The organism is Phocaeicola dorei (assembly GCF_013009555.1).
Classification (GTDB): domain Bacteria; phylum Bacteroidota; class Bacteroidia; order Bacteroidales; family Bacteroidaceae; genus Phocaeicola; species Phocaeicola dorei.
Window position 1 is genome coordinate 527501 of sequence record NZ_CP046176.1, and the last position, 23167, is coordinate 550667.

The 23167-nt window shown below is 38.5% G+C and carries 11 protein-coding genes and 1 other RNA gene (1 of these 12 only partly in view); 6 read left to right on the plus strand and 6 right to left on the minus strand.

The features are described from left to right. Positions 1 to 358, minus strand: partial view of a threonine aldolase family protein gene (locus GKD17_RS02210; protein ID WP_007851069.1) — the start only. Its footprint begins 659 nt before the window's first position; only the first 358 of its 1017 coding nucleotides appear in the window; the start codon lies at positions 356 to 358; its stop codon lies off the left edge, out of view. Between the two features lie 165 nt (positions 359 to 523). Here GKD17_RS02210 and GKD17_RS02215 point away from each other — a divergent pair, with 165 nt between their 5' ends. From GKD17_RS02215 to GKD17_RS02225, 3 genes are all read left to right on the plus strand, one after another. After that, complete coding sequence (locus GKD17_RS02215; protein WP_007836659.1) at positions 524 to 3289, plus strand: TonB-dependent receptor; 2766 nt, start codon at positions 524 to 526, stop codon at positions 3287 to 3289. 36 nt (positions 3290 to 3325) lie between these two features. Beyond that, the gene (locus GKD17_RS02220) at positions 3326 to 4903 is read left to right on the plus strand and encodes a hypothetical protein (protein ID WP_007840446.1); all 1578 of its coding nucleotides are present in this window, start codon (positions 3326 to 3328) and stop codon (positions 4901 to 4903) included. Between the two features lie 115 nt (positions 4904 to 5018). After that, the gene (locus tag GKD17_RS02225; RefSeq protein WP_007836655.1) at positions 5019 to 5990 is read left to right on the plus strand and encodes a type I phosphomannose isomerase catalytic subunit; all 972 of its coding nucleotides are present in this window, start codon (positions 5019 to 5021) and stop codon (positions 5988 to 5990) included. Between the two features lie 90 nt (positions 5991 to 6080). Here the strand turns inward: GKD17_RS02225 and GKD17_RS02230 are convergent, their stop codons facing one another. Next, positions 6081 to 7247: a lactonase family protein gene (locus tag GKD17_RS02230; RefSeq protein WP_007836653.1), complete on the minus strand. Its 1167-nt coding sequence runs from the start codon at positions 7245 to 7247 to the stop codon at positions 6081 to 6083. Between the two features lie 140 nt (positions 7248 to 7387). Here GKD17_RS02230 and ssrA point away from each other — a divergent pair. Further along, positions 7388 to 7784: a transfer-messenger RNA gene (gene ssrA, locus GKD17_RS02235) on the plus strand. A 176-nt stretch (positions 7785 to 7960) separates the two neighbouring features. Here the strand turns inward: ssrA and GKD17_RS02240 are convergent. Continuing rightward, on the minus strand, positions 7961 to 9286 hold the full coding sequence (locus GKD17_RS02240) for an alpha-L-fucosidase (protein WP_007836642.1): 1326 nt from the start codon (positions 9284 to 9286) through the stop codon (positions 7961 to 7963). Between the two features lie 212 nt (positions 9287 to 9498). Between GKD17_RS02240 and GKD17_RS02245 the strand changes: the two genes are divergently transcribed. After that, complete coding sequence (locus GKD17_RS02245) at positions 9499 to 10659, plus strand: GTP-binding protein (protein ID WP_008655779.1); 1161 nt, start codon at positions 9499 to 9501, stop codon at positions 10657 to 10659. Between the two features lie 71 nt (positions 10660 to 10730). Here GKD17_RS02245 and GKD17_RS02250 read toward each other — a convergent pair whose 3' ends face one another. From GKD17_RS02250 to GKD17_RS02260, 3 genes are read right to left on the minus strand one after another with little or no spacing between them, the layout of a single operon-like run. Then, positions 10731 to 13598, minus strand: a complete 2868-nt coding sequence (locus GKD17_RS02250; RefSeq protein ID WP_007840465.1) for a family 43 glycosylhydrolase — start codon at positions 13596 to 13598, stop codon at positions 10731 to 10733. A 16-nt stretch (positions 13599 to 13614) separates the two neighbouring features. Next, entirely contained in the window at positions 13615 to 15333 is a 1719-nt protein-coding gene (locus GKD17_RS02255; protein WP_007840466.1) for a RagB/SusD family nutrient uptake outer membrane protein, read from the minus strand. Between the two features lie 12 nt (positions 15334 to 15345). Next, positions 15346 to 18594, minus strand: a complete 3249-nt coding sequence (locus GKD17_RS02260; protein WP_032936430.1) for a SusC/RagA family TonB-linked outer membrane protein — start codon at positions 18592 to 18594, stop codon at positions 15346 to 15348. A gap of 214 nt (positions 18595 to 18808) precedes the next feature. Between GKD17_RS02260 and GKD17_RS02265 the strand changes: the two genes are divergently transcribed. Beyond that, the gene (locus GKD17_RS02265; protein WP_234237531.1) at positions 18809 to 23164 is read left to right on the plus strand and encodes a hybrid sensor histidine kinase/response regulator transcription factor; all 4356 of its coding nucleotides are present in this window, start codon (positions 18809 to 18811) and stop codon (positions 23162 to 23164) included. Positions 23165 to 23167: the final 3 nt, after the last annotated feature.

Below are 23167 nucleotides of genomic sequence, written 5' to 3' on the forward strand. Positions count from 1 at the left end.
ATGGTTTTAGTAATTCCGGAGTCAGTTTGCCATCCAGAGTAGGAATTGTGCGCATGAAACAGCCAGTCGCTTTACTGGGGGCACCACATTCATCTACAGCAATGTGAGCTGTGTCGGCACAGAAGATAATATGGTAAGGACGGGTCATCATTTGCAACGCCATAGTATTACTGCCTGTGCCATTAAAAACAAACAGTGCTTCACATGGACGTGAAAATTGTTCTTTCACTTTGTGGGTGGCTTCTTCTGTCCACGGGTCATCTCCATAGCCAAGTGCATGTCCGTTATTGGTCTTCATTAATGCTTCCATGATACGGGGATGTACACTTGAATTATTGTCAGATGCAAAACTTCTCATATTCTTTCTCTATTTTACAATTTATTTGTAAAGGTAGGAGCTTTTTCAACAAAATGCAATGAAATGTCATTGAAATAAATATGCAAAAGGAGCATCATGCAGATGTATTATATATGTAATGCTTTTATCTGATCTTTGCCATCGGAAAAATAACAAGGTAAAAGTATGATGAAAATTCAGATGAAAGGCATTAGCCTTATGATAATTCTTTTGATGCTGGCATTGACCGTACAGGCGGCCGTTTTGCGAGGAACTATAACAGATAAAGCGACTAAAGAGCCACTTATTGGTGCTGCCGTACAGTTAAGTGGTACAAATATAGGAACTATTACTGATGTGGATGGTAATTTTGAACTTGCGGGATTAAGAAATGGAACGTACAAGCTTATTATATCTTATGTGTCTTATTGTACACAGATTGTTGAGGTTACAATAAATGGTATGTTCGAAATAAAAGTAGAACTAGAACAGGATAATCAACAATTAGGAGAAGTTGTGGTTGTAGCGGATGCTAAAAAGAATACGGAGAATGCTATAATTACCCAACAACGTACCAGCTTGGTTATGCAAACGGGAGTTTCTGCCCAGCAGATTACCAAGACGCAAGATAAAGATGCTTCGGAAGTGATTCGCCGTGTGTCGGGTATCAGTATAATTGAGGAGAAATTCGTTATGGTACGTGGGCTTTCACAACGGTATAATAATGTGTGGATTAATAATAGTGCCGTGCCTAGTTCAGAAGCCGATGCGCGTGCTTTCTCTTTCGATATTATTCCATCGTCGCAGTTGGATAATATGTTGGTAGTGAAATCACCTGCACCGGAATATCCAGCTGATTTCAGTGGTGGTTTTATTTTAGTGAATACCAAAGATGTTCCTAGCAGTAATCTGTTTACTATTTCGGTTGGAACTAGTTTAAATGATCAGACTCATTTTAAAAAGTTTCTGTATAATAAAGGAAGTGGCACAGATTTTCTAGGTTTCGATAATGGCTTTCGTAGCTTGAAAGGTGGAATCAATGCTGTGCTTAATCCGATAAATAACGGCTATGATTTATTAAATAATGGGTTGAACAATGACTGGACCGTTAAAGATCGTAGGCCCTTGGCAGATCTTAGCATGAATATGAATTTCAGCCGTCGCTGGGTGGATAGTAGCGGACGTACTTTGGCTATGTTAGGAACAGTGAACTATAGTAATAGCTATAAGACATATCTGGATATGGATAACAATTTGTTTGGTGCTTATGATACGACCCACGACTGTTCTAATTATTTACGTAAAAGTATAGATGACCAATATAATCATAATGTTCGTATAGGAACTATGCTGAATTTTACTTATGTACCTGCCAGTGGTAACAGCCGCTATGAGTTTAAGAATATTTTTAATCAATTAGGGAAAGACCGCTATACTTATCGTAAGGGGACAGATGCACAAAGTGATTATGAAGAGAGCGCGGAATATTATTATCAGAGTCGTACCACTTATAATGGTCAATTTACGGGGAAACATACATTGGGTGATGCCGATAAGTTGGATTGGAGTACTGGATATTCTTATGCCAATCGGAATATGCCAGACCGCCGTCGATATACTACCGTACTCAATGAAGAGACCAATCAGTTGGAAGTAGAGAACTTGAATGAGATTAATCGGGAGTTTTCCCGATTGGATGAACATATTTTGTCGGCTAACATCAATTATCAGCACGATTTTTCTTTCGGGATTTTTACTCCTAGCCTGAAGGCTGGAGCTTACACGGAGTATCGTGCTCGTGAATATAATACCCGTTTTTTTATTTATAGTTGGAAAAATGGTTTGCCGAGTGCTTATAAAGTAATGAATGTCCCTAATGAATTATTACAAGAGAAGAATTATGGGGAGAATGGACTTTATTTATTGGAACAAGTGGATTGGCGCAATAATTACGAAGGCAATAATCTCTTGAGTGCCGGTTATGTAGGGACCAATCTTCCATTGGGCAAATTGAATGTATACGCAGGAGTTCGTTTTGAACATAATAGAATGGAGCTGGTTAGCCATACACAGAAAAACGAGGAAAGCCCCACTAGCGTGTTTTACACGTATAATGACTTTTTCCCGTCTGTAAATGTGGCTTATCGTCTGAATGATAAGCAGCAGTTCCGTTTATCTTATGGACGTACTGTGAATCGTCCGGAATTTCGGGAGGTTTCTTCTTCTGTATATTATGATTTTGATCTTGCCAGTAATGTACAAGGTAATTATAATTTAAAGCCTGCTTATATTGATAATTTAGATTTTGGTTATGAACTTTATCCCAGCAGTGGAGAGCTGATTTCTGTTTCTCTTTTCTATAAAAGGTTTAAAAATCCTATTGAATGGACTTATACTGTATCCGGAGGCACAGACCTTATCTATTCGTATGTCAATGCCAAAGGAGCGGATAATTATGGGGTAGAGGTGGATATCCGCAAAAATCTGGATTTTATAGGTATGCGTAATTTTAGTCTTAGTCTGAACGGGGCCTTAATTAAAAGTAAAGTGAAATTTGAGCCGGGAGCCAAAGAGGAGGACCGTCCGATGCAAGGTCAATCTCCATATTTGATTAATGCCGGTTTTTTCTATCAACATGCCGATAGCGGATGGAATGCTGCATTGCTTTATAACCGTATCGGTAAGCGTATTATTGGTGTAGGCCGTAGTTTGGGAACTGCAGGCAATGAAGTAAGAGTACCCGATTCTTATGAAATGCCCCGTAATGCAGTAGATTTAAGTGTCTCGAAAAAAATCGGTAATCTGGAAATAAAGGTTGCTGTACGCGATTTGTTGGCGGAGAAAGTTTCTTTTAAGCAATTTGAAGAAACTAGACATGGAAAAGTGGAGCAAATTACCCGTCAATACAAATCAGGGCGTAATTTCAATTTGAACATTAACTATACGTTTTAAAATAGAATGAATCTTTCATTATTAACCAATAAACAAATGGAAATGAGAACTAACAAGTTTATGATTTACGTATTCTCAGCAATAATGCTGGGGGGAATGGTTGCTTGTAGCAGTGATGATCCGGAAACTGATACAGGAAACGGTAATGGCAACGGTGGAAATGCCGAAGCTCCTTATGTATGGGGGACTGAGGGAGCTATTAAAACATGTGACCACTTGTTATTTAATGATGATAAAACTGAGAATGCCAAAGGTACCGTGATAGGAAATGGAGATCAGGAGTTTATTTTTAAAGGTACACAGACTTTGTCTAAAGGAACTTACCTGATGAAAGGATGGATTTATGTGGGGACTGGGTCGGTATTGACCATCGAACCGGGAACTGTTATCAAAGGGGATAAAGATACACAGGCTGCCTTGATTGTAGAACCGGGTGGCAAACTAATAGCCGAGGGTACTAAAGATGCTCCGATTGTCTTTACCTCTGAACAGCCTAAAGGCCAGCGTAAACCGGGAGATTGGGGGGGATTGATTATTTGTGGTAATGCCAAGAACAATCAGGGAGTGTTGAATCAGCAGATTGAAGGAGGTCCGCGTACTAAACATGGAGGAAATGATGATGCTGACAATTCAGGTATATTAAGATATGTACGTGTGGAATTTGCTGGTTATCCTTTTCAAAAAGATAAGGAAATTAATGGTATAACTTTTGGATCTGTAGGTAGTGGGACTACCATTGATCATTTACAGGTATCATATTCCAATGACGACTCTTACGAATGGTTTGGAGGTAATGTAAATTGTAAATATCTAGTGGCTTATAATGGATGGGACGATGAATTTGATACAGATAATGGCTTCTCCGGTAAAGTCCAGTATTGTCTTTCAATCCGTGACCCGAGAATCGCAGATACTTCTCAGTCTAATGGTTTTGAGTCGGATAATTGTGGAGACGCCTCATTGATAGAACCCTATACGACAGCCGTATTTAGTAATGTCACTTTTATCGGACCGTTGGGGCGTGATGCCAACTTTGTTAATAATGAGAGCTATATTACCGGTGGTAGCTTCAATCCTAATAACGGTTCAGCTTTAGGTAAGTTCCAGTCTGCTATGCAGATCCGACGTTCCAGTCGTTTGAATTGCTTTAATTCAGTAGCTGTGGGATATCCTGTCGGTTTAATTATTGATGGTGAGAAAGGTAATACAGTTGAGATGACCAAGGCAGGAAACATAAAGTTGGAGAATATTTGGTTTGCAGGTATGACGGCGGTCGGTTCTGATGCCAACAAAATATATGATGATGTGCTTTATGATGCCGTGAACAAGCAAATCATTGATGCTGGACAAGAGTCTTACTCTTCTACTTTTTTTAAGGCTCAGAAAGGAAATAAAGTATTGACTGATGTCAATGAGTTGAAATTCAAGGACGGGCGTAATATCGGTGTTAATTATATGCCGGATGCAGGTAGTCCTGTGTTGACAGCCGCTTCATTTAATGACGCACTGTTGAGCAGTGGTTTTGAGAAAGTAGAATATATCGGAGCGTTTGGAACAGATGATAATTGGTTGGATAGCTGGACTAACTTCGATCCTAATAATACAGACTACTAATACACCTTTGAATATACACACACATAGCTGTTAATTTTAGGGGATTCTATGCGGTAAAGTCATAGAATTCCCTTATTTTTGTATCCAAACCTAGAAACTATTAATTAATACACCTATGTATCCATTTAAATTTAACCCCATTCTGAAATCCACCATTTGGGGTGGAGAAAAGATTATCCCGTTCAAGCATCTGAATATTGAACAGCCTCAGGTTGGTGAAAGTTGGGAAATCTCTAATGTTCCGGGCGATGAGTCTGTTGTTGCTAATGGAACTGAAGCCGGCAAAAATTTGAGCCAGTTGGTAAAAGAATATAAAGGATCTCTGGTAGGAGAAAGTAATTATCAGCGTTTTGGAGATAATTTTCCTTTGTTGATCAAATTCATTGATGCTTGTGACGACCTCTCTATACAAGTGCATCCGGATGATGAACTGGCAAAGAAGCGTCATAATTCGATGGGCAAGACTGAAATGTGGTATGTTATTGACAATGCCGGGGGGAAAGCACATCTGCGTTCGGGACTAAGTAAAAAGATTACTCCCGATGAATATGCTGCAATGATTGCTGATAATACGATTTGTGATGCATTGGCTGATTATGCCGTACAATCGGGTGATGTGTTTTTCTTGCCTGCAGGACGTATCCATAGTATTGGAGCCGGATGCTTTATTGCTGAGATTCAGCAGACCTCGAATGTGACTTACCGAATTTATGATTTCAATCGTAAGGATAAGAATGGTAATACTCGTGAACTGCATACAGAATTGTCAAAAGATGCCATAGATTATTCTGTAGAAGAGGATTATCGTACTCATTATACTCCGAAACAGAATGAGTCTGTCGAGTTGGTTACCTGTCCGTATTTCACTACTTCTGTTTATGATTTGACTGAAAATATGACGATAGATTATAGTGAACTGGATTCATTTGTAATTTATATTTGTATGGAAGGTATATGTACGGTAACTGATGGGGATGGTAACTCATTGGAATTGCAAGCCGGTGAATCTATCCTTTTCCCTGCCACAACAAAAGAAGTGAAAGTAACCGTGGAAGGTCATGTTAAGTTCTTGGAAACTTATGTATAAAGATTCGTTTTGTCTTTAATAAAATAACTGCTGTCTCCAATACATACAATGAAGGCAGCAGTTTATTTTATTAAAGACTATGTTTCCTGTTTAAAAGGTAAACTTCAGGCATACAGGTTTATTGGTTTTTATTGTCTTGCCTGTGTCTTTCAGTAATCCTGTTTGGGAATCTCTTTCAAATACTTGTATAGAGTTACTGTCTCTGCAGGCCACCAACAGGTATCGCCCGTTCCGGCTGATAATAAAATTACGTGGATGGATACCAGTCAGCTGATAACCTGTCTTTGTTAATGTCCCTTCTTCCTGATTTATGGAAAAGATAGCGATACCGTCTGCTTTTAAGCGGTTGGATGCATACAGAAATTTTCCATCGGGTGAAATGTGGATATCTCCGCTACCTTTGGCACCCACTGTGTCAGCTTCTATATATTGTATGGCGTTTAATTTTCCTTTGTCGTAAGAGAAAGCTATAACTTTTCCTGAGATTTCGTTAATCAGATAAGCGAATTTTTGGTTCGGATGGAAACAAATGTGGCGTGGCCCTGATCCTGATTCTACTTTTATATTAAATTCTTCAGATTCGTTCAGTAAGGAATGGGATACGCCATCAGTTACATTCTCACTAACAGGAAATACATGAATCTGGTCTGTCCCTAAATCACTGGCAAGTAGATATTTATGGTCTGGAGTGAATTTTATACAATGTAGATGTGGTTGTGTTTGCCTCTCTTTGTCAAGACTGTTTCCGGTAAAGGAAATAAGGCGTGTCTCGGATTTTAATTTTCCGTCTTTATCTAGTGGGAAAACGGTAATGCTACCTCCCATATAATTTGCTGTCAAGACAAATTTTTCCGATGGGCTGAGAGTTATATAACAAGGTGCGCCGCCGTCAGTGGGTTGAGAATTAAGCAAGGTTAGTTTCTTTTGTTCTTTATTAAATTTGATGGCATTGGCGGTAGAACTTTTTCCGGCATCCTCCCCTACAGTATATATTCTTTTTCCATCAGCCGACGGAATGAGGAAAGAAGGGTTGGATATTCCTTTTATTCCGCTGATATATTGGGAGTTGCCAGTTTGCTCATCAAAGTTATAAACCTTGATACCTTCTTCATCTGGAGTTGCATAACTACCTACCAACATATACATCATATTCGGATTTTTTTCAACTGTAATTGGTTCTGTTTGTTTCTTGGGAGAGGGTATACAGCCTCCCAGTATCATACTGTTCATACACAATACCATTAATTTTTTGTTCATATTGTCTGATCTGTTAGTATTAGAAAAATTATTTTCAAAGATACGTTGTTCTTATTAAAATGCGCTAAATAAACGAATAAATAATTGGATATTAACAGAAGTGTGTGTATATTTGTAACCTCTTTATGAGTTACCAGTACGGGGTTGACTGGATTTGACAGCGTGGCTAAGTGGTATGTAAGCATGCAGTGCGTGGTTGATTGGCACTATAATCCCAGTTTTCAAAATTTTATCTGGCAACGAAAATTATGCTCTTGCTGCTTAATCGAATCATAGTAGATTAGCTTTATTTCTGCCAAAGTGGTGGAAACGAGACATCACTCAAAAGCTCTTGTTCCGAAGCGTTTGATCAAGTGGTGCAGTAAAATCGGGAATAGTTAGAGATCCGCTTCATGTCTCTTACGAAAATTTAGAGGATAAGGTATAAGTTGGTGGCTTCGGTCCTGCTTATACTCGAAAATTTAGGCGAAGATAAGCATGTAGAAAGCGTATGGCTTCCTCGTTTGGACGAGGGTTCGACTCCCTCCAGCTCCACAAACTAAGAGTGATTCGTCCTTGGGCTTCAATAATCCAAGGACGAATTCTTTTTTAGAAGAGTAATGTATGCGGTTACTCATGTTTCTTTTCTGATGTGTGTAGAATACATTTCTCTCTTTTGCATCGGAAATTCTTGTTTTTTACGTAAAGATGCTTGTTTAAAGATGAATGTTATTTTATTGTTTAATGACTAATTCTATTACATAATCTATGTCATCAGGTACTTGAGGCAGTTTTATTAATATGCCGTTTTTTTCCTGTTTGAAAGAAAGTGGAGTTCTGGAAATGAACTGTATTGCTTTCTTTACTTTTGCCTTTAGAGGTATATAAAGTGCATTATCCTGCAAATCTAGTATATGGATGAATAAACGATCACCTTTGCGGGTTGATACTCCCCATGTGTGAGGAGCTACATCACCACCACGGGTTCCATAAATCGTCTCTCCATATTGATTCATCCATTTACCCACTTGTTTCAGATGCTCTATAGCTGTAGCGGGTAATTCTCCGTTGGGTTGAGGTCCAATATTCATTAGCAAATTTGCATTTTTTCCGGCTGCCTTAACCAAATAGTGTATCAACTCTTTGGGGGATTTGTAATTTTGGTCTTCAATTCTGTAGCCCCACATTCCGTTCATTGTTTCACAAGTTTCTAAAGGGAGTTCACTTATTCCTTGTCCTGCTGAAAAACCGGCTTTGTTTTCACCGGGCAAATCACGTTCGAACATTTGGAAATCTTCTCCTGCATAAGGAGTTCGATGATGATTGTTGCCTATTAGACAGGATGGTTGCAGTTTATGAATTAATGCATATTGTTCTTCCAGTTGCCAATTGAAGTTGGTAGGTTGATCCCAAATACCGTCAAACCAAATGGCGCCGACGGGGCCATAGTTAGTCAAAAGCTCGGTCAGCTGTTTATTCATAAACTTGTAGTAACTTTCCCAGTTTCCATGTCCTTTGGGACGTCCTGTCCCATGTCCGGTGTTTCCTTCCGGATAGTCGTCACGAAACCAGTCCAAATGCGAATAATAAAAATGGAGTTTGATGCCCTGTTTTTGACATTCTTCTGCCAGTTCTTTTAGTACGTCTCGTTTGAAAGGAGTAGCGTCTACGATATTAAAATCGGATTCTTTTGTATCAAACATTGAGAAACTGTCATGGTGTCGACTGGTGATACAGATATATTTGGCTCCGGAGGTTTTGATGGCAGAAACCCATTCGGCAGCATTGAAGCGCGAAGGATAGAATCCGGATGCCAGTTTGGCGTATTCATCACGGTTGATGTTGTGAGTGTTCATATACCATTCTCCTTGAGCGGTCATACTGTAAATGCCCCAATGAAGAAATATGCCGAATTTATTATCTTGAAATTCCTGCCGTGCTTTTATATTTTCAGGAGTAGGGATATAAATTTGATTGGAGATTTGTGCGAGGGCTGAAGTTCCCGCCATCAATAACAAGGCTGCGCCTAATTTGATTTTTTGTGCTAATTTGTTTCTCATTGTTATTATAAATTTGTTTTGCGAAATATAGTTATACTCTTGGAATATTTAAAGCATTTTTTGAAAAATATTGCACTGCGAATTAAATTTTAATAGATTCTAACTGGGTGGTATGTGAAGAGTATTTTTTGTTTATAAGGTATAAAAAGATGTTTTCTATTGTTTGGAAATTAATCATTCTATACCTTTGTGAAAGTAATATTGAATTTTATATGAGAGTAAAAGAAATTCCTATACTGCTTTTGACCGGTTATCTAGGCAGTGGAAAAACGACATTAGTGAACCATATTCTTTCTAATAAACGTGGTATTAAGTTTGCGGTTATTGTCAATGATATCGGTGAGGTGAATATTGATGCTGATCTCATACAGAAAGGAGGGATTGTAGGAAAGAAAGACGAAAGCTTGGTAGCACTTCAGAACGGTTGTATCTGTTGTACTCTGAAGATGGATTTGGTGGAGCAGATAGATGATATTATGAAGTTGGAGCGTTTTGATTACATTGTGATTGAGGCAAGTGGTGTTTGTGAACCAGCTCCTATCGCACAGACTATTTGTTCTATTTCAAGTATGGAGAATACGTACGGGGGATGTCGTTTGGATTGTATTGTGACTGTGGTAGATGCCTTACGTCTGCAAAGTGAGTTTTCTTGTGGCAACGATTTGACCCGTAAAGGTATTGACGAAGAGGATATTGAAAATCTGATTATCCAACAGATTGAATTTTGTAATGTTGTATTATTGAATAAGGTCTCAGAAGTGAAACATGACGAATTGGAACGTATCAAACAGATTATCCGTACATTGCAACCTGCAGCTGAAATAATAGAATGTGATTATGCTGATGTGGATTTGAATAAGATAATCTATACTGAAGTATTTGACTTTGAACGTACTGCCACTTCTGCCGGTTGGATACGTGGAATAGAGAGCGCCCTTACGGAAGAGCAGAAAAAAGAAGCGGAGGAACACGCGCACCATCATCATCATGAGGGTAGTGAAGTGGATGAATATGGTATCAGTACTTTTGTGTATTATCGTCGTCCGGCTTTTGATATCCATAAATTCGATCGTTTTGTATCAACCAGATGGAGTCGTAATATCATTCGTGCAAAAGGAGTCTGTTATTTCAGCAATAATCGTGATATGTCTTTTCTTTTTGAGCAGGCTGGTGTGCAGAAAAAGTTGAAGGAAGCTGGTTTATGGTATGCTACGGCACCTGAAGAAGAACTGATGGAGGTAATGCGTCAGGAGCCCGGCTTGTTGCGGGATTGGGATGATAAATATGGAGACCGTATGCAGAAAATAGTTTTTATCGGGCGGCATCTTGATAAAGAAGAGTTGATAGGTGAACTTGATGAGTGTTTGGAATAAGATATGCATATAGATAGAATAAAAGTTCTGTTTGCAGAACTTTTATTCTATTATACAGATTTTGTGAAGAATCAGTAAACATCTAGTATTACACGTTCTTTTTGTTTTTTCGGATATTCCGGTAAGTTTTGTCCATTTACAAAAGTAGCTTTGAGGCAGATGTTTTCTACACACCTTAAGTAATAAGGATGAGGGGCCTTTTGTACATGGAAATGCTCTATCTCAATATTTTTGATAGGCTTTTCTTCATATCCATCTATAAAAATTGCATAATGGTCGGAACAGCCAGCCTTTACATTGTTGATGCGGAAATTCTCGTATTGAGAGGTATGTCTGCCACCTTGGAAACCAAAATAATTGGTTTCAAAACGGAGCACTGCCCCTTTTGAGCGTTCTATAGTAATATTGCTGACTTGTATATTACGAATATATCCTCCTCTGTCACGGTTGGATTTAAAATAAAGGGCATTCTTGACCGTTCCTATTTGTATATTATCCATATATATGTTTTCTACACCGCCTGACATTTCACTGCCGATACATAATCCATTGCATTCAGACTGGAACAGACAATTACGAATGACGATGTTTTTTGAAGGGCGTCCTATTTCACGGCCGTCGGCGTCACGGCCTGCTTTGATAGCTATGGCATCATCTCCTGTGCGGAAAATACATTCTTCTATTAATACATTGGAAGTTGATTCAGGATCACATCCATCATTATTAGGATAGTGACTGTCAATGGTGATGCTTCGTACTATTACATTGTCACAGTATACAGGATGAATAGTCCAGAAAGGAGAATTCTTAATGGTGATACCTTCTACTAAAATGCGAGAACATCCCATGAATTGTATGCAAGAGGGACGTAGTATAGTACCTTTCCCAAAGATCCTTTCTGTGACAGGGATTAGTTTTTCTCCCATTTTACGCAGACGATTTCTGTCTGATACCTCTATCTGAGACCATGAAGCAAATTCCCGTCCTCCTTGGGCGTCTATGGTACCTTGTCCTGTAATGGCTATATTAGTGGCATGTTTGGCATAAATCATGGGAGAATGTCCATATAGTTCCGTACCTTCCCAACGTGTCCATACTTCAGGAAGAAAGTCATCAGCCTTACCGCTGAAAAGTAGATAGGCGTCTTTCTCTAAATGTAAATTGACATCACTTTTCAGTACTAGATTTCCCTTTAAATAATAGATTCCTTTCGAAATTATAACGTGTCCTCCGCCTGCCAAAGAACAAGAGTCTATTGCTCGCTGTATTAACTGGCGTGAATGACCTTTTTGGTTGGAAGCGGAATCAGGGCAGATCACTTTTATTTTCTTATGCGGAAATGAAGTGCGCGCTATATTGGCAATAATCTGTTCGGCTGTATTTTCTATTTTATTTTGAGGTCCGTCATGTTTGTATTTGAACCATTGAAATGAAGTTGCTCCTGCTTCCTGTTCTTTGTTATAACAATATAGTGCAATGCGGGCACCTTTCCAAAAACCGAATGGAATAAAAAAGGAAGTTCCATAAGGAATAAAACGTATATTATCTGTACTGTAGAAATATTGGAACTTTTGATTGAGCATGTCGATGGATACACGTAGATAAATCTGGTTTCCGTTTAGGAAAGTTGTACTTATTTCTGTTGTGTCATTGGATATGTATAGATATTTTTGTCCTTTCTCCATCTTGATACCTAGAACTTTATTTTCTTTTCCCATGCAAGCTAATCCGCATCGTTGCCCATCAGCTATTTCTGTAAAATCCATAGCTATTGTAGCTTCACTTATATTCCCCATAATCTTTTGTGTCAAGGTGTTGCGTGCCAGTCTGAAGGTTGAAGATTTCAATGCTTTCAGAGTGAGTGAACCTGGATGTGCCGATAAGGACCATGCGTGGTCTGTCGGATTATGATTAAACTGCCATTGTAGTGATAGGTTGGGGGTAGAGAAATCATCATCTGTTTGCGGAGCGAATATGGTTTTGCTTTCAATGGGTTTCTGGCATACATATACAGGTTCTCCTATTCCATTTCTATCAAAGTCTACTCCGATAACGGGCCAATCGTTTTCCCAATGCATGGGCTGAAGATGAACTACACGGCCTAAGGCATGATGATGTTGGAAATGAAAAAAAGCCCATTGACCATCCGGAGTATCGACAATGGCTCCTTGATGAGGGCCGTTTATCGTAGTACTTCCTTGTTCCAATACTACTTTCTTTTCATAAGGACCATATATATTTTTTGAGCGGAGGATAGTCTGCCATCCCGTACCTACTCCTCCTTCCGGAATAGAGAGATAATAGTAACCATCTTTTTTGAAAATTTTTGTTCCTTCGGCTACAGGTCCGGTGTATACGGTCATTCCTTCATCAAGTAGACGTGTACCGTCTGCACTCATTTTATGAATAATGATAGGCCCGGCTCCATGACGGCTCCGGCCTAGGTATGCTTGACCATCTTCATCCCAAAAGGGGCAAGGGTCTTCCCATTTTTCTACTTTCTTAACTAAATGTAAAGGGCTCCAAGGACCTGAAGGATTGACAGCATTTGACATGAATAATCCTTCTTTGGGAGTACAGAAAAAGACCCAGAATTTGTTATCATGGTAACGAATTGAGGGTGCCCATGAACCTCCTGCATATTGTTGGTTGTTATCCCAGCCGGGAAAATCAAAATGGTGATAGATTTGGGAAATCAGTTTCCAATTGATCATATCTGAAGATTCCAATACTTGCATTCCTAGAAAATGAAAGTCGGAAGCTATCATGTAATATTTATCTCTGACCCGGATAACGTCCGGGTCAGAGTAGTCAGCATTTAAAATCGGATTTATGTATGTTCCATTGCCCTGATCTCCCCATTTACCGGGAGTACCTTGAGCTGACAAGACTAATACATTATTTATAAAGTATAGAAGAATAAGTAAAAAATTTTTCATCAGCATGTTTTTTAACTTAATAACCAGGGTTTTGTGTCACTTTAGCTTGATTCAAATCAATGGCAGCTTGTGGAATAGGACGAAGAATCTTGTATTTACCATCAGGGCCTATCATAGCAGATTCTTTTATGCCGTCTTCATTATATTTTGTGGCATATTCCACTAAAGTGTGAGTACGCTTCAAATCTGTCCAACGGACATATTCTCCAGCTAATTCACGAGCACGTTCATCAAGAATAAAATCAATATTAATATCGTTGCTGGTGACAGTCATTTCTGTTGTGTATCCTTTACGAATAGTTCCTGGACGTTGACGAAGTTTATTGATCATTTGTGCAGCCTCTTCTGTTTTACCCATTTTTAAATAGGCTTCGGCGGCAATCAGATAGGTTTCTCCTAAGCGCGCTACTACCACATCATGCATGCTGCAAGTAGAATTACGGTTAGCAATAGAAGTTTCTGAATAATCATCAAATTTCTTGATACAAGCATTGCCGTAGTCTTGTGAACGACGGTCTTTGTATGTGGCTGGGGCACCGTTGGATGGAGCAATACCACCGTCTGCTATTGTTTTGCTTACCAGTGTATTCTTTTTAATTCCATAAGGATCGTCTGCTTTCCAGGCAGCGATATCTTCATCTGTAGCCCATGCTGGAGCATAATAATAAATGATAGAAGAACTAGTCGGTGCTGAGTAATAGTCGAAATAACTGGTATGGAATTCTAACATAAAAGTTTGTTCCAACCGTGCATCACCCCGACTATACATTTGCTGTAGACGTAGTGAAGGAGCAAAGCAACCGTCAATTGCCTTATTTCTTGGTTTTTCGGAACCACCTAAATAAGCTCCGAATTGGGCTTGTTGGTAGGAACCGTCTTTTACGGGATCTTCTACAGCAGCCGAATTAAACTGTATGCTCCAGAATATTTCATTGTTTTCTTCATTTTCTACGTCAAAAGCTTCTTCTATGGAGAGGAAAGGAATTTCGCCATTAATTGCTTCCAAGGCATACTTAGCTGCATTTGCGAAGTCTGAATTTTGAGCTATATTTTCTTCTTGGGCTTCGTAATCAGTGCCATCTAGCCATCCACGAGTCAGATAGGTTTTGGCTAAGTAAAAGGTTGCTGCGCGTTTATTGGCACGTCCTACACCGGAGTTGGCACGTTCCATTAAATGGGATTCGGAAGAGGCTAGATACTCAAACTCTTCAATGATGAACTTATAAACATCTGCAAGACTGGCACGTTCATGACTCATTTCGGCATGGTCAAACATTTGTTTGTTCAAAGCTACAGGCCCGAACTGTTGCACTAGTTGGAAATAATACCATGCACGGATAAAACGTGCTTCGTCCACATATTGCAGTCGTACACTGGAATCTTCCGTTATGTCTCCATAAGATATAACGCTATTGGCTAGCTGAATACCTTTAAAACAACTTACATAGAAATTTTTTATAATGCCTTCATCTGCAGTGAAGGTATATTGGCTCATGACTACTCCCTGTGACTTTCCGTCTGCATACAGGTCTGTTCCCGCTACGAATAATTGCGGTTGGGCATTATAAAGCTCCCGCAGTGTGGAGTAAGCGCTGTTAGTTAAACTGGCGAATCCTGCCGAAGTCTGATAAAATTCAGCTGATGGAACATTAGATTTGTTGTTTTGGTCAAGAAAATCCGAACATCCTGAGAGAGTTGCCAATCCTAATGCCATAATGAAATATATTTTTTTCATAATCATTTAATTTTAGAATTTTAAATTTACACCAACTTGATAAGTTCTTGAACTGACACCACCGGTACCATCACCTACTTGTGCGTCGGCCCATTCGGGGTCGAACCCTTCATAATTTGTGAAAGTGAAAGGATTTAATATATTAGCATAGATTCTTAAATTGGAAATATGAAGTTTTGAAATCCATTTCTGTGGAAAAGTATAGCCGAGGGTAATATTCTTGATTCGAACATATGAGTTGTCAACGAAATTTTGTGCTCGGTCCTCATTGGCACCACTTTGCCAGTATGCACCGCCTCCTTTACCGTTTCCACCATTGGTTGGGAAGGGGTAACTACCGTAATGAGTGACTTCTTGGTAGGCTATAGAGCCATCAGCACCTAGTATCGGAGCACCTTGAGGTATATAGTAATCCATGTTTAGGCGATTCATGCCACGCTGTCCATAGTCTACGAACTCGGCCATGAAGGGAGAGTATACCATTCCTCCCTGACTGGTGTAAATGCTGAAAGAGAAGTCAATGTTCTTATAGGACAAGTTGGAGGTGAAGTTACCGGTCCAGGTCGGAGCACAATGTCCGAGGATCATTTTGTCATTGGCATCGATAGTACCATTGCCATCCTTATCATAGATTTTCATCTCGCCTTCATAGAATTTGGTTTTCATTTTCGGGTCTTGGGCATAAGCTTGGGCTTCCTCTCGAGTACAGATTCCGGTATATTTATAGCCGTATACTACGTCTATAGGGTGATTGATAAACCATTTGTTACCCACCAAATCTTCTTTGGTACCATTCAATTCTTTGATAGAGTTAATGTTACGCGCAAAAGAGAAGGTTGTTTCCCAGTTCCAATCTTTATTCTTTACGTTGATGGTATTCAGTTGGATTTCTATACCTTTATTGTTCACCTTACCCACATTACTTACAATGGAGCCTGTATAGGAACCTAGTTCAAATGGGGTTTCCATCTCCATCAAGAGATCTTTGGAATCTTTGTTGTAGATATCGATAGATCCATTGATACGATTATTCAAGAAACCGAAGTCAAGACCGAGGTTGATTTCGGTTGTCTTCTCCCAAGTCAGGTCGGCGTTTGTCATGGTATAACCATAACCGTTGGCAACAGACGATCCGTAATTATAGTAATATTTAATATTTGCCAAAGCTTGTGTGTCATAAGGCCCTACACCGGCATTATTACCGGTAATGCCAAAGCTGGCACGGAGTTTTAAATTGCTTAACCATTTGCTGGCAAATCCCATAAAATCTTCATCGGAAATGCGCCATGCCATGGCAGCTGAGGGGAACATCCCCCAACGATTGTCTTTTTGGAATTTGGAACTGCCGTCCCAACGTGAAGATACAGTCAGCATGTATTTGCCTTTGTAGGCATAGTTGATACGGGCTACATAAGATAACATGGAGATTTTTTTATAATAGCTAGACTGACTTTGTACAGTGCCTGAACCAAGATTATGCCAGTCTACATCAAATGGCATATCCACTACATTGATATAGTCGCCTTGTAACTTTTGTTCATAGACACTGAATAAGGCCAAGGCATTCAGACTATGATCTCCAAAATTCTTGATGTAATTGGCTTGCGTATCCCAAGTATACGAGAATATTTCATCATTATAGTTTTCGGCCATGTTTGTTTTTCCAGAACGAAGTTGGGTTTCTCCGTTATAGAATGTACCACGATGGGTTTTGGTATACATGGGGGAGAAAGTAGTTTTAAGAATTATTTCTTTAACGGGGCTGTATTGCAAATAAATATTTGCCATCACATCATAAGAACGTGTATCGTCTTTTGAGTTCAAACGGTCCACCACTGGATTGATGGAGGAAGTCGGACCACCACCATTGGGATAGATGGCGGTATCTTTACCTGGTTGTGAAATTAACTGTCCTGCCTTTTCTCCTTCCCAATAATAGCATGGCATATTAGGGGTCATACGGAACCCTTCCAAAATAGAGTAGTTGCTACCACTCTCTTTGGATGCTGTTGCCATATTTGTGGAGAATCCGGCTGAGATTTTATCTGAAATCTTATGATCTACGGCTCCTTTTATATTCCAGCGTTCATAACCGTCATACATGATTCCTTCCTCATTTTGATACCCTAGTCCTACGCGGTAGGTTATATTTTTTGTATTTCCGGAAATATTGATGAAATGATTCTGTTGTGAGCCGTTACGGGTTACGATATCTACCCAATCGGTGTAATTTTTATTGAGATACATATTTTTCACTATTTGACTGCCATTTCCCCAGAAGTTCAGGAAATTGGCATCAGTCATTTCCCAGTTAGTCATTCCTGAAGAGGCATCCATAGATGAAACTAGATAACGGGAGAAACGGAATTTCATGAAATCATCTCCTTCCATAAAGTCCGGCATATTGGCTTTGGTTTTTATACCATAATATCCATCATAACTGACTGTAGTCTTGGCTATATCTTTGTCTCCTTTTTTGGTGGTAATCATCACTACACCATTTGTGGCCCGTGAACCATAGATAGCGGTAGATGAAGCATCTTTCAAAATGTCTACTTTTTCAATATCCATCGGATTTAGAAAATCCATATTTTCACAAACTACTCCATCGATTACATATAATGGATTGCCGCCATTTAATGAACTTTTACCTCGAATCTGAATATTGAATCCGTCACCGGCACGGCTAGAAGACTGTGAGATATTCACTCCGGCAACTTGCCCTTGTAGACTTTCGACAACTGATGTTGCACCTTTGGCAGAAATTGTTTCGGATTTTACACTACCTACAGAACCTGTAAGGTCTGATTTCTTTACTACACCATAGCCCACTACTACCACTTCATCTAACAATTTGTTGTCTGCTTCGACCGTGATAGCTAGTTTTTGCTGCTCTCCTACTTTTATTTCCTGTGTTTTATACCCTACATATGAAACAACTAAGATTGCACCTGTTGGAACTTCCAGTGTGAAATTACCATCTAAATCGGTTACCGTTCCTAAAGTAGTTCCTTTTACCAATACGGAAACGCCGATTAATGCTTCTCCGCTTTCGTCTATGACACTACCTGTAATGATTCGGTTTTGTTGAATTGATTTTTGAATTGATGAACCTAGTTGGTTTGACCAATTGTTTGCAAAAGTGGATAATGGTAAGGAAACTAGTCCTAAGGAAAGTCCGCAAGCAAACCAAAATCTTTTTGGAGAATGAATACCCTGTACTATAACAGAGCGGGATTTTAAATACTCTTTTTTTCTCATGTCTTTCATTATTAATTTAGTATTAGAGTTGTTTTTGTTTTGATGTCAAATATAGACGGATGTTATCTTTTTATAAGTGGAAAAACTGATAATTTAGTTGGAATATCTATCAAAGGTAGCTAAACAACATATATTGCGGTGGATTAAAAATAGAAAGTACTTTGATGAATACCCATTTTCTGCTAATTTCGCAAAGGAAACACATTACTTTGATATGAAAACATACTGGGTTGATATTCTTACCTTTTTCTGTGTAGTAATACTATGCTTTTTTACAGCCGATGTACTGGCAAAAGGAGCTATATCTCAAAAATATTCAGTTACGTACTTTTCCAGTCAGAATGGAGTGGAGGATGGGCTTGTCAATGATATTATCCAAGATCATAAAGGTTTGTTATGGTTTGCTACTTGGAATGGGCTTTATCGTTTTGATGGTTATAATTTTAAGAATTATAAATCGAATATGGAAGATCTGGGAGGATTGACCAATGATCGTTTATTGGATATAGTCGAGGATAAATTCGGATGTATATGGGTATTGTGTTATGATTCCACTTGTTATCGTTTTAATCCTGACAAGGAAGTCTTTGAACCTGTCATTCAAAAAACAGTCAATAACTTTCGGTCAATATCTGTCCTTCCGAATGGAATAGTATGGTTATTATGTGAAGATGGGAGTGCAGTACGGGTCGTTACGGCTCCTGAAGATTTATCTATGACATTTCAATTCTATTCATCAAGAGAAAATACTTTGGCTACTGGTAAAATCCGGTCTGTATTTATGGATTCGAAATTACAGGAATGGCTTCTTACGGATGAGGGGGTATATCGATTATATGATTCAGAACTTTCTATTATTTCTTTGTCTGATTGTCGAAAAAGTGAGAAAATACCTTTTTATTTTGCAACAGAGTTGGAAGAATATATATATTTAGGTGCACATCAAGGCAAAGTCTATAAATACTTGTTGACAGGAGAACTTTCTATCCATACTCAATTGCCAACATCGGCTTCTGTGATTTCTATTTTGCCTTCTGTGGCTGGACTGATATATGTTACTGATTCGGATGGCTTTTTTATTCATGACTCTCTCGGTGAGATAAGACATGTGATGCTTGATTCTCTTTCTCTGTTGAAAGACAAAAACATAGAGTCTGCTAAAATTACTTGTGGAGATTTATTGTGGCTTGTACATCCTGTTCCGGGAGTCACTTTGTTTGATCTGAAAACACAGCGTTTAAGCTTTATTGAAGGAAAGGATGAACAGAGAAGACCACTAAATACTGAAAGTGATTTTTTTGCTTTTGAGGATCGGAATGATATTTTATGGGTACACCCTAAGGGCGGAGGATTTTCTTATTTTGATTCTCAAAATAGGCGGTTAATACCTTTTAATACTACGGAGCAGCCTGTCAAGTGGAAATCAAATGACCGCTGTTTTGCTGCTTTTGTTGATAAACAAGGAAATTTATGGATGAGTACCCAGCTCAACCGACTTAAGCGCATCACTTTTATCCCTGATAAATTTCATATCTATACACCTGCTCCTCAGGATGTAGAGTTACCTGATAATGAGATCAGGGCACTGTATATAGACAAAAAACAACGTATTTGGACGGGAAGCAGAGATATGAATGTTTCCATATATGATGCCCGGCTTCGATTATTGAAAAGGATGAAATGGGGCAAAGTATATGCCATCATGCAAGATTCGGCTGGTGTTTATTGGATTTCGACTAAAGGCCAGGGATTGATAAAAGCAATAGAAACTTCACAAGGCAATTTTAAGCTACAGCATTTTAAACATAAAGCTGACGACCCCTATTCATTGAGTAATGATAATATCTATTTTACTTTTCAGGATAGTAGGCAGAGACTTTGGGTAGCTACTTACGGAGGTGGATTGAATTTGATTGAAACTATGCCTGATGGTACTTTAAGATTTATCAATCATCGCAATTTGTTAAAGAGATATCCGATTAGTCATTTTTATAAAGTCAGACATATTACTGAAGATAATCAAGGGCGTATCTGGGTGTCTACAACAGCGGGAATTTTACAATTTAAGGTTTCTTTTCATTGTCCTGAAGAAATAGATTTTCATTCTATATGCCGTGAACAGGGAAATGTGAATAGTCTTAGTAATAATGACGTACAAATGATTCAATGTATGGATAATGGGAACATTTTTGCCATTACTTATGGCGGAGGGTTAAATGAGCTTTCTCCCATGGGGCTCCATTCTTATCAATGTAAATCCTTCACACAGAAGAATGGACTTATTTCAGATATTATTTATTCCATGCACGAGGATAAACAAGGAAATTTATGGTTGGTGACGGGTGGTGGATTAGTGAAATTTGTAGCTTCGGCCGAACAGATTCAGTATTCTAGTGAGCATATCGCGTTTAATATGCATTTTAGTGAAGGTGTAGGGGCAACAGATGGCAAGCAGATTTTTTTTGGTACTAACCGAGGTTTGTTCTATTTTACCCCTGAGAATATTCATAAAACAGATTTTATACCACAAATATTTTTCTCTTCTATTTGGGTAAACAATCAGGAACTGACTCCCAGAAAAACTCCTTCTATTTTGTCTGTTAATCCTGATAATAGCAAGGATATGCAGTTACCTCCTAATAATCACACCCTCAGGTTGGTATTCTCTGCTCTAGACATGACCAATACGGAGTATATTCAATATGCTTACAAGTTAGACGGTTTTGATAAAAACTTTCGTTTGACGGATAACGGGCATGAGGCTAACTATACTAATCTTCCTCCGGGAAAATATGTATTTCGTGTAAAGTCTACCAATAATGAAGGTGTATGGGTTGAAAATGAACGAACACTTTCTTTTGAAGTGCTTCCTACTTTCTCTGAGACACCTTGTGCTACTATGCTCTATTTCTTTTTGATTGTATTATTTATTGCAGTTGCCATTTATGTATATACCGTTTTTTATCGGATAAAAAATAAGGCTAAAAATGAAGAATTGATTACTCAATTAAAACTCAGCTTCTTTACTGACGTGTCTCACGAATTAAGAACTCCATTAACATTGATTACCGGACCTTTGGAATATATACTCAGAGACGAAAGTCTTTCTGGGAAGGTGAGAGATACTTTGAAGATTATTAAAAAGAATAGTGACCGTATGCAGAGGTTGGTAGGGCAGATCTTGGATTTTAGTAAAATCCAGAATAGCAAGATGAAACTGAGAGTTCAGTATGTGGATATTATCAGTTTCACGAAAGAAATAATCAACTATTTTACAACTTTATCTCAAGAGCGGCATATTAGTTTGAATTTTAACACTCAATTGTCTAAAGTAAATCTTTGGGTGGACAAAGATAAATTAGAGAAAGTTATTTTTAATTTGCTGTCTAATGCCTTCAAATACACTTCTGATGGCAAGAACATTTGGGTTAGTATGAAAGATGATGGGAATGCAGTCCTTCTTCAAATCCAAGATGAAGGAGTAGGGATAAAGAGAGAAAAGCAGAAAGTGATTTTCAATCGTTACGAGAATGTGGTTCCGGATAGCATTTATGCTCCTTTAAGTTCTGGTATCGGACTTTCAGTGGCTAAAGAACTTGTGGAAATGCATTATGGTAGTATAAATGTGGAAAGTGAGTTCGGAAAAGGGAGTCTATTTACTGTAAGGCTATTAAAAGGTAAAAAACATTATCCGTCTGACACGGAATATATATTATCAGATTGGAATGAAGATACAAATTTAGATTTCAATTCTCAAAACGAACTACAAGAATTGAATGAATCGGAGAAGCCGCTCATGCTTATTGTTGAAGACAATTATGAATTAAGAGTATTTATCAAACAAATATTTCAGGAAGCATATCGGTTTGTTGAGGCTAATAATGGCGAGGTTGGATTAAAAAAGGCTTTTTCTGATCTGCCTGATATGATAATTACTGATATCATGATGCCTGTAAAAAGTGGTCTACAGATGTTGCAGGAACTAAGGAACGATGAACGAACTTCGCATATTCCTGCCATAGTATTGACTGCCAAGACAGATATGGATAGCATTCTGACTGGTATTCATACAGGAGCTGATGATTACATAACGAAGCCGTTCAGTGTTAATTATCTGCAAGCTAAAGTAGAAAATATCCTAGCTCGGCGTAAAATGTTACAAGCATATTATTGTAAAGTAGGATATGAAGAGGGGAACGAAAATAAAGAAAAAGACAGATCGGTTCAATTGTCGGCAAGAGACGCTGCTTTTCTTAATAAGTTAGCTAAAATTATGGAAGAGCAACTTGGTAATCCGGAATTGAATGTAGATCAATTGGTCAGTTATTTCAGTCTGAGTCGGACCAATTTTTTTCATAAGTTGAAATCTTTAACTGGTATGGCTCCTATAATGTATATAAAAGAAATACGCATGAGGAAAGCTGCTGAACTGATTAAGGAAAACCAATATACAATGGCGGAAATAGCTTATATGGTAGGTTTTAGTGATCCTCATTATTTTAGTAAAAGTTTTAAGTCTTATTGGGGAATGACTTCTACAGAATATGCAAAAAATCAGATTGGACGATGAAGA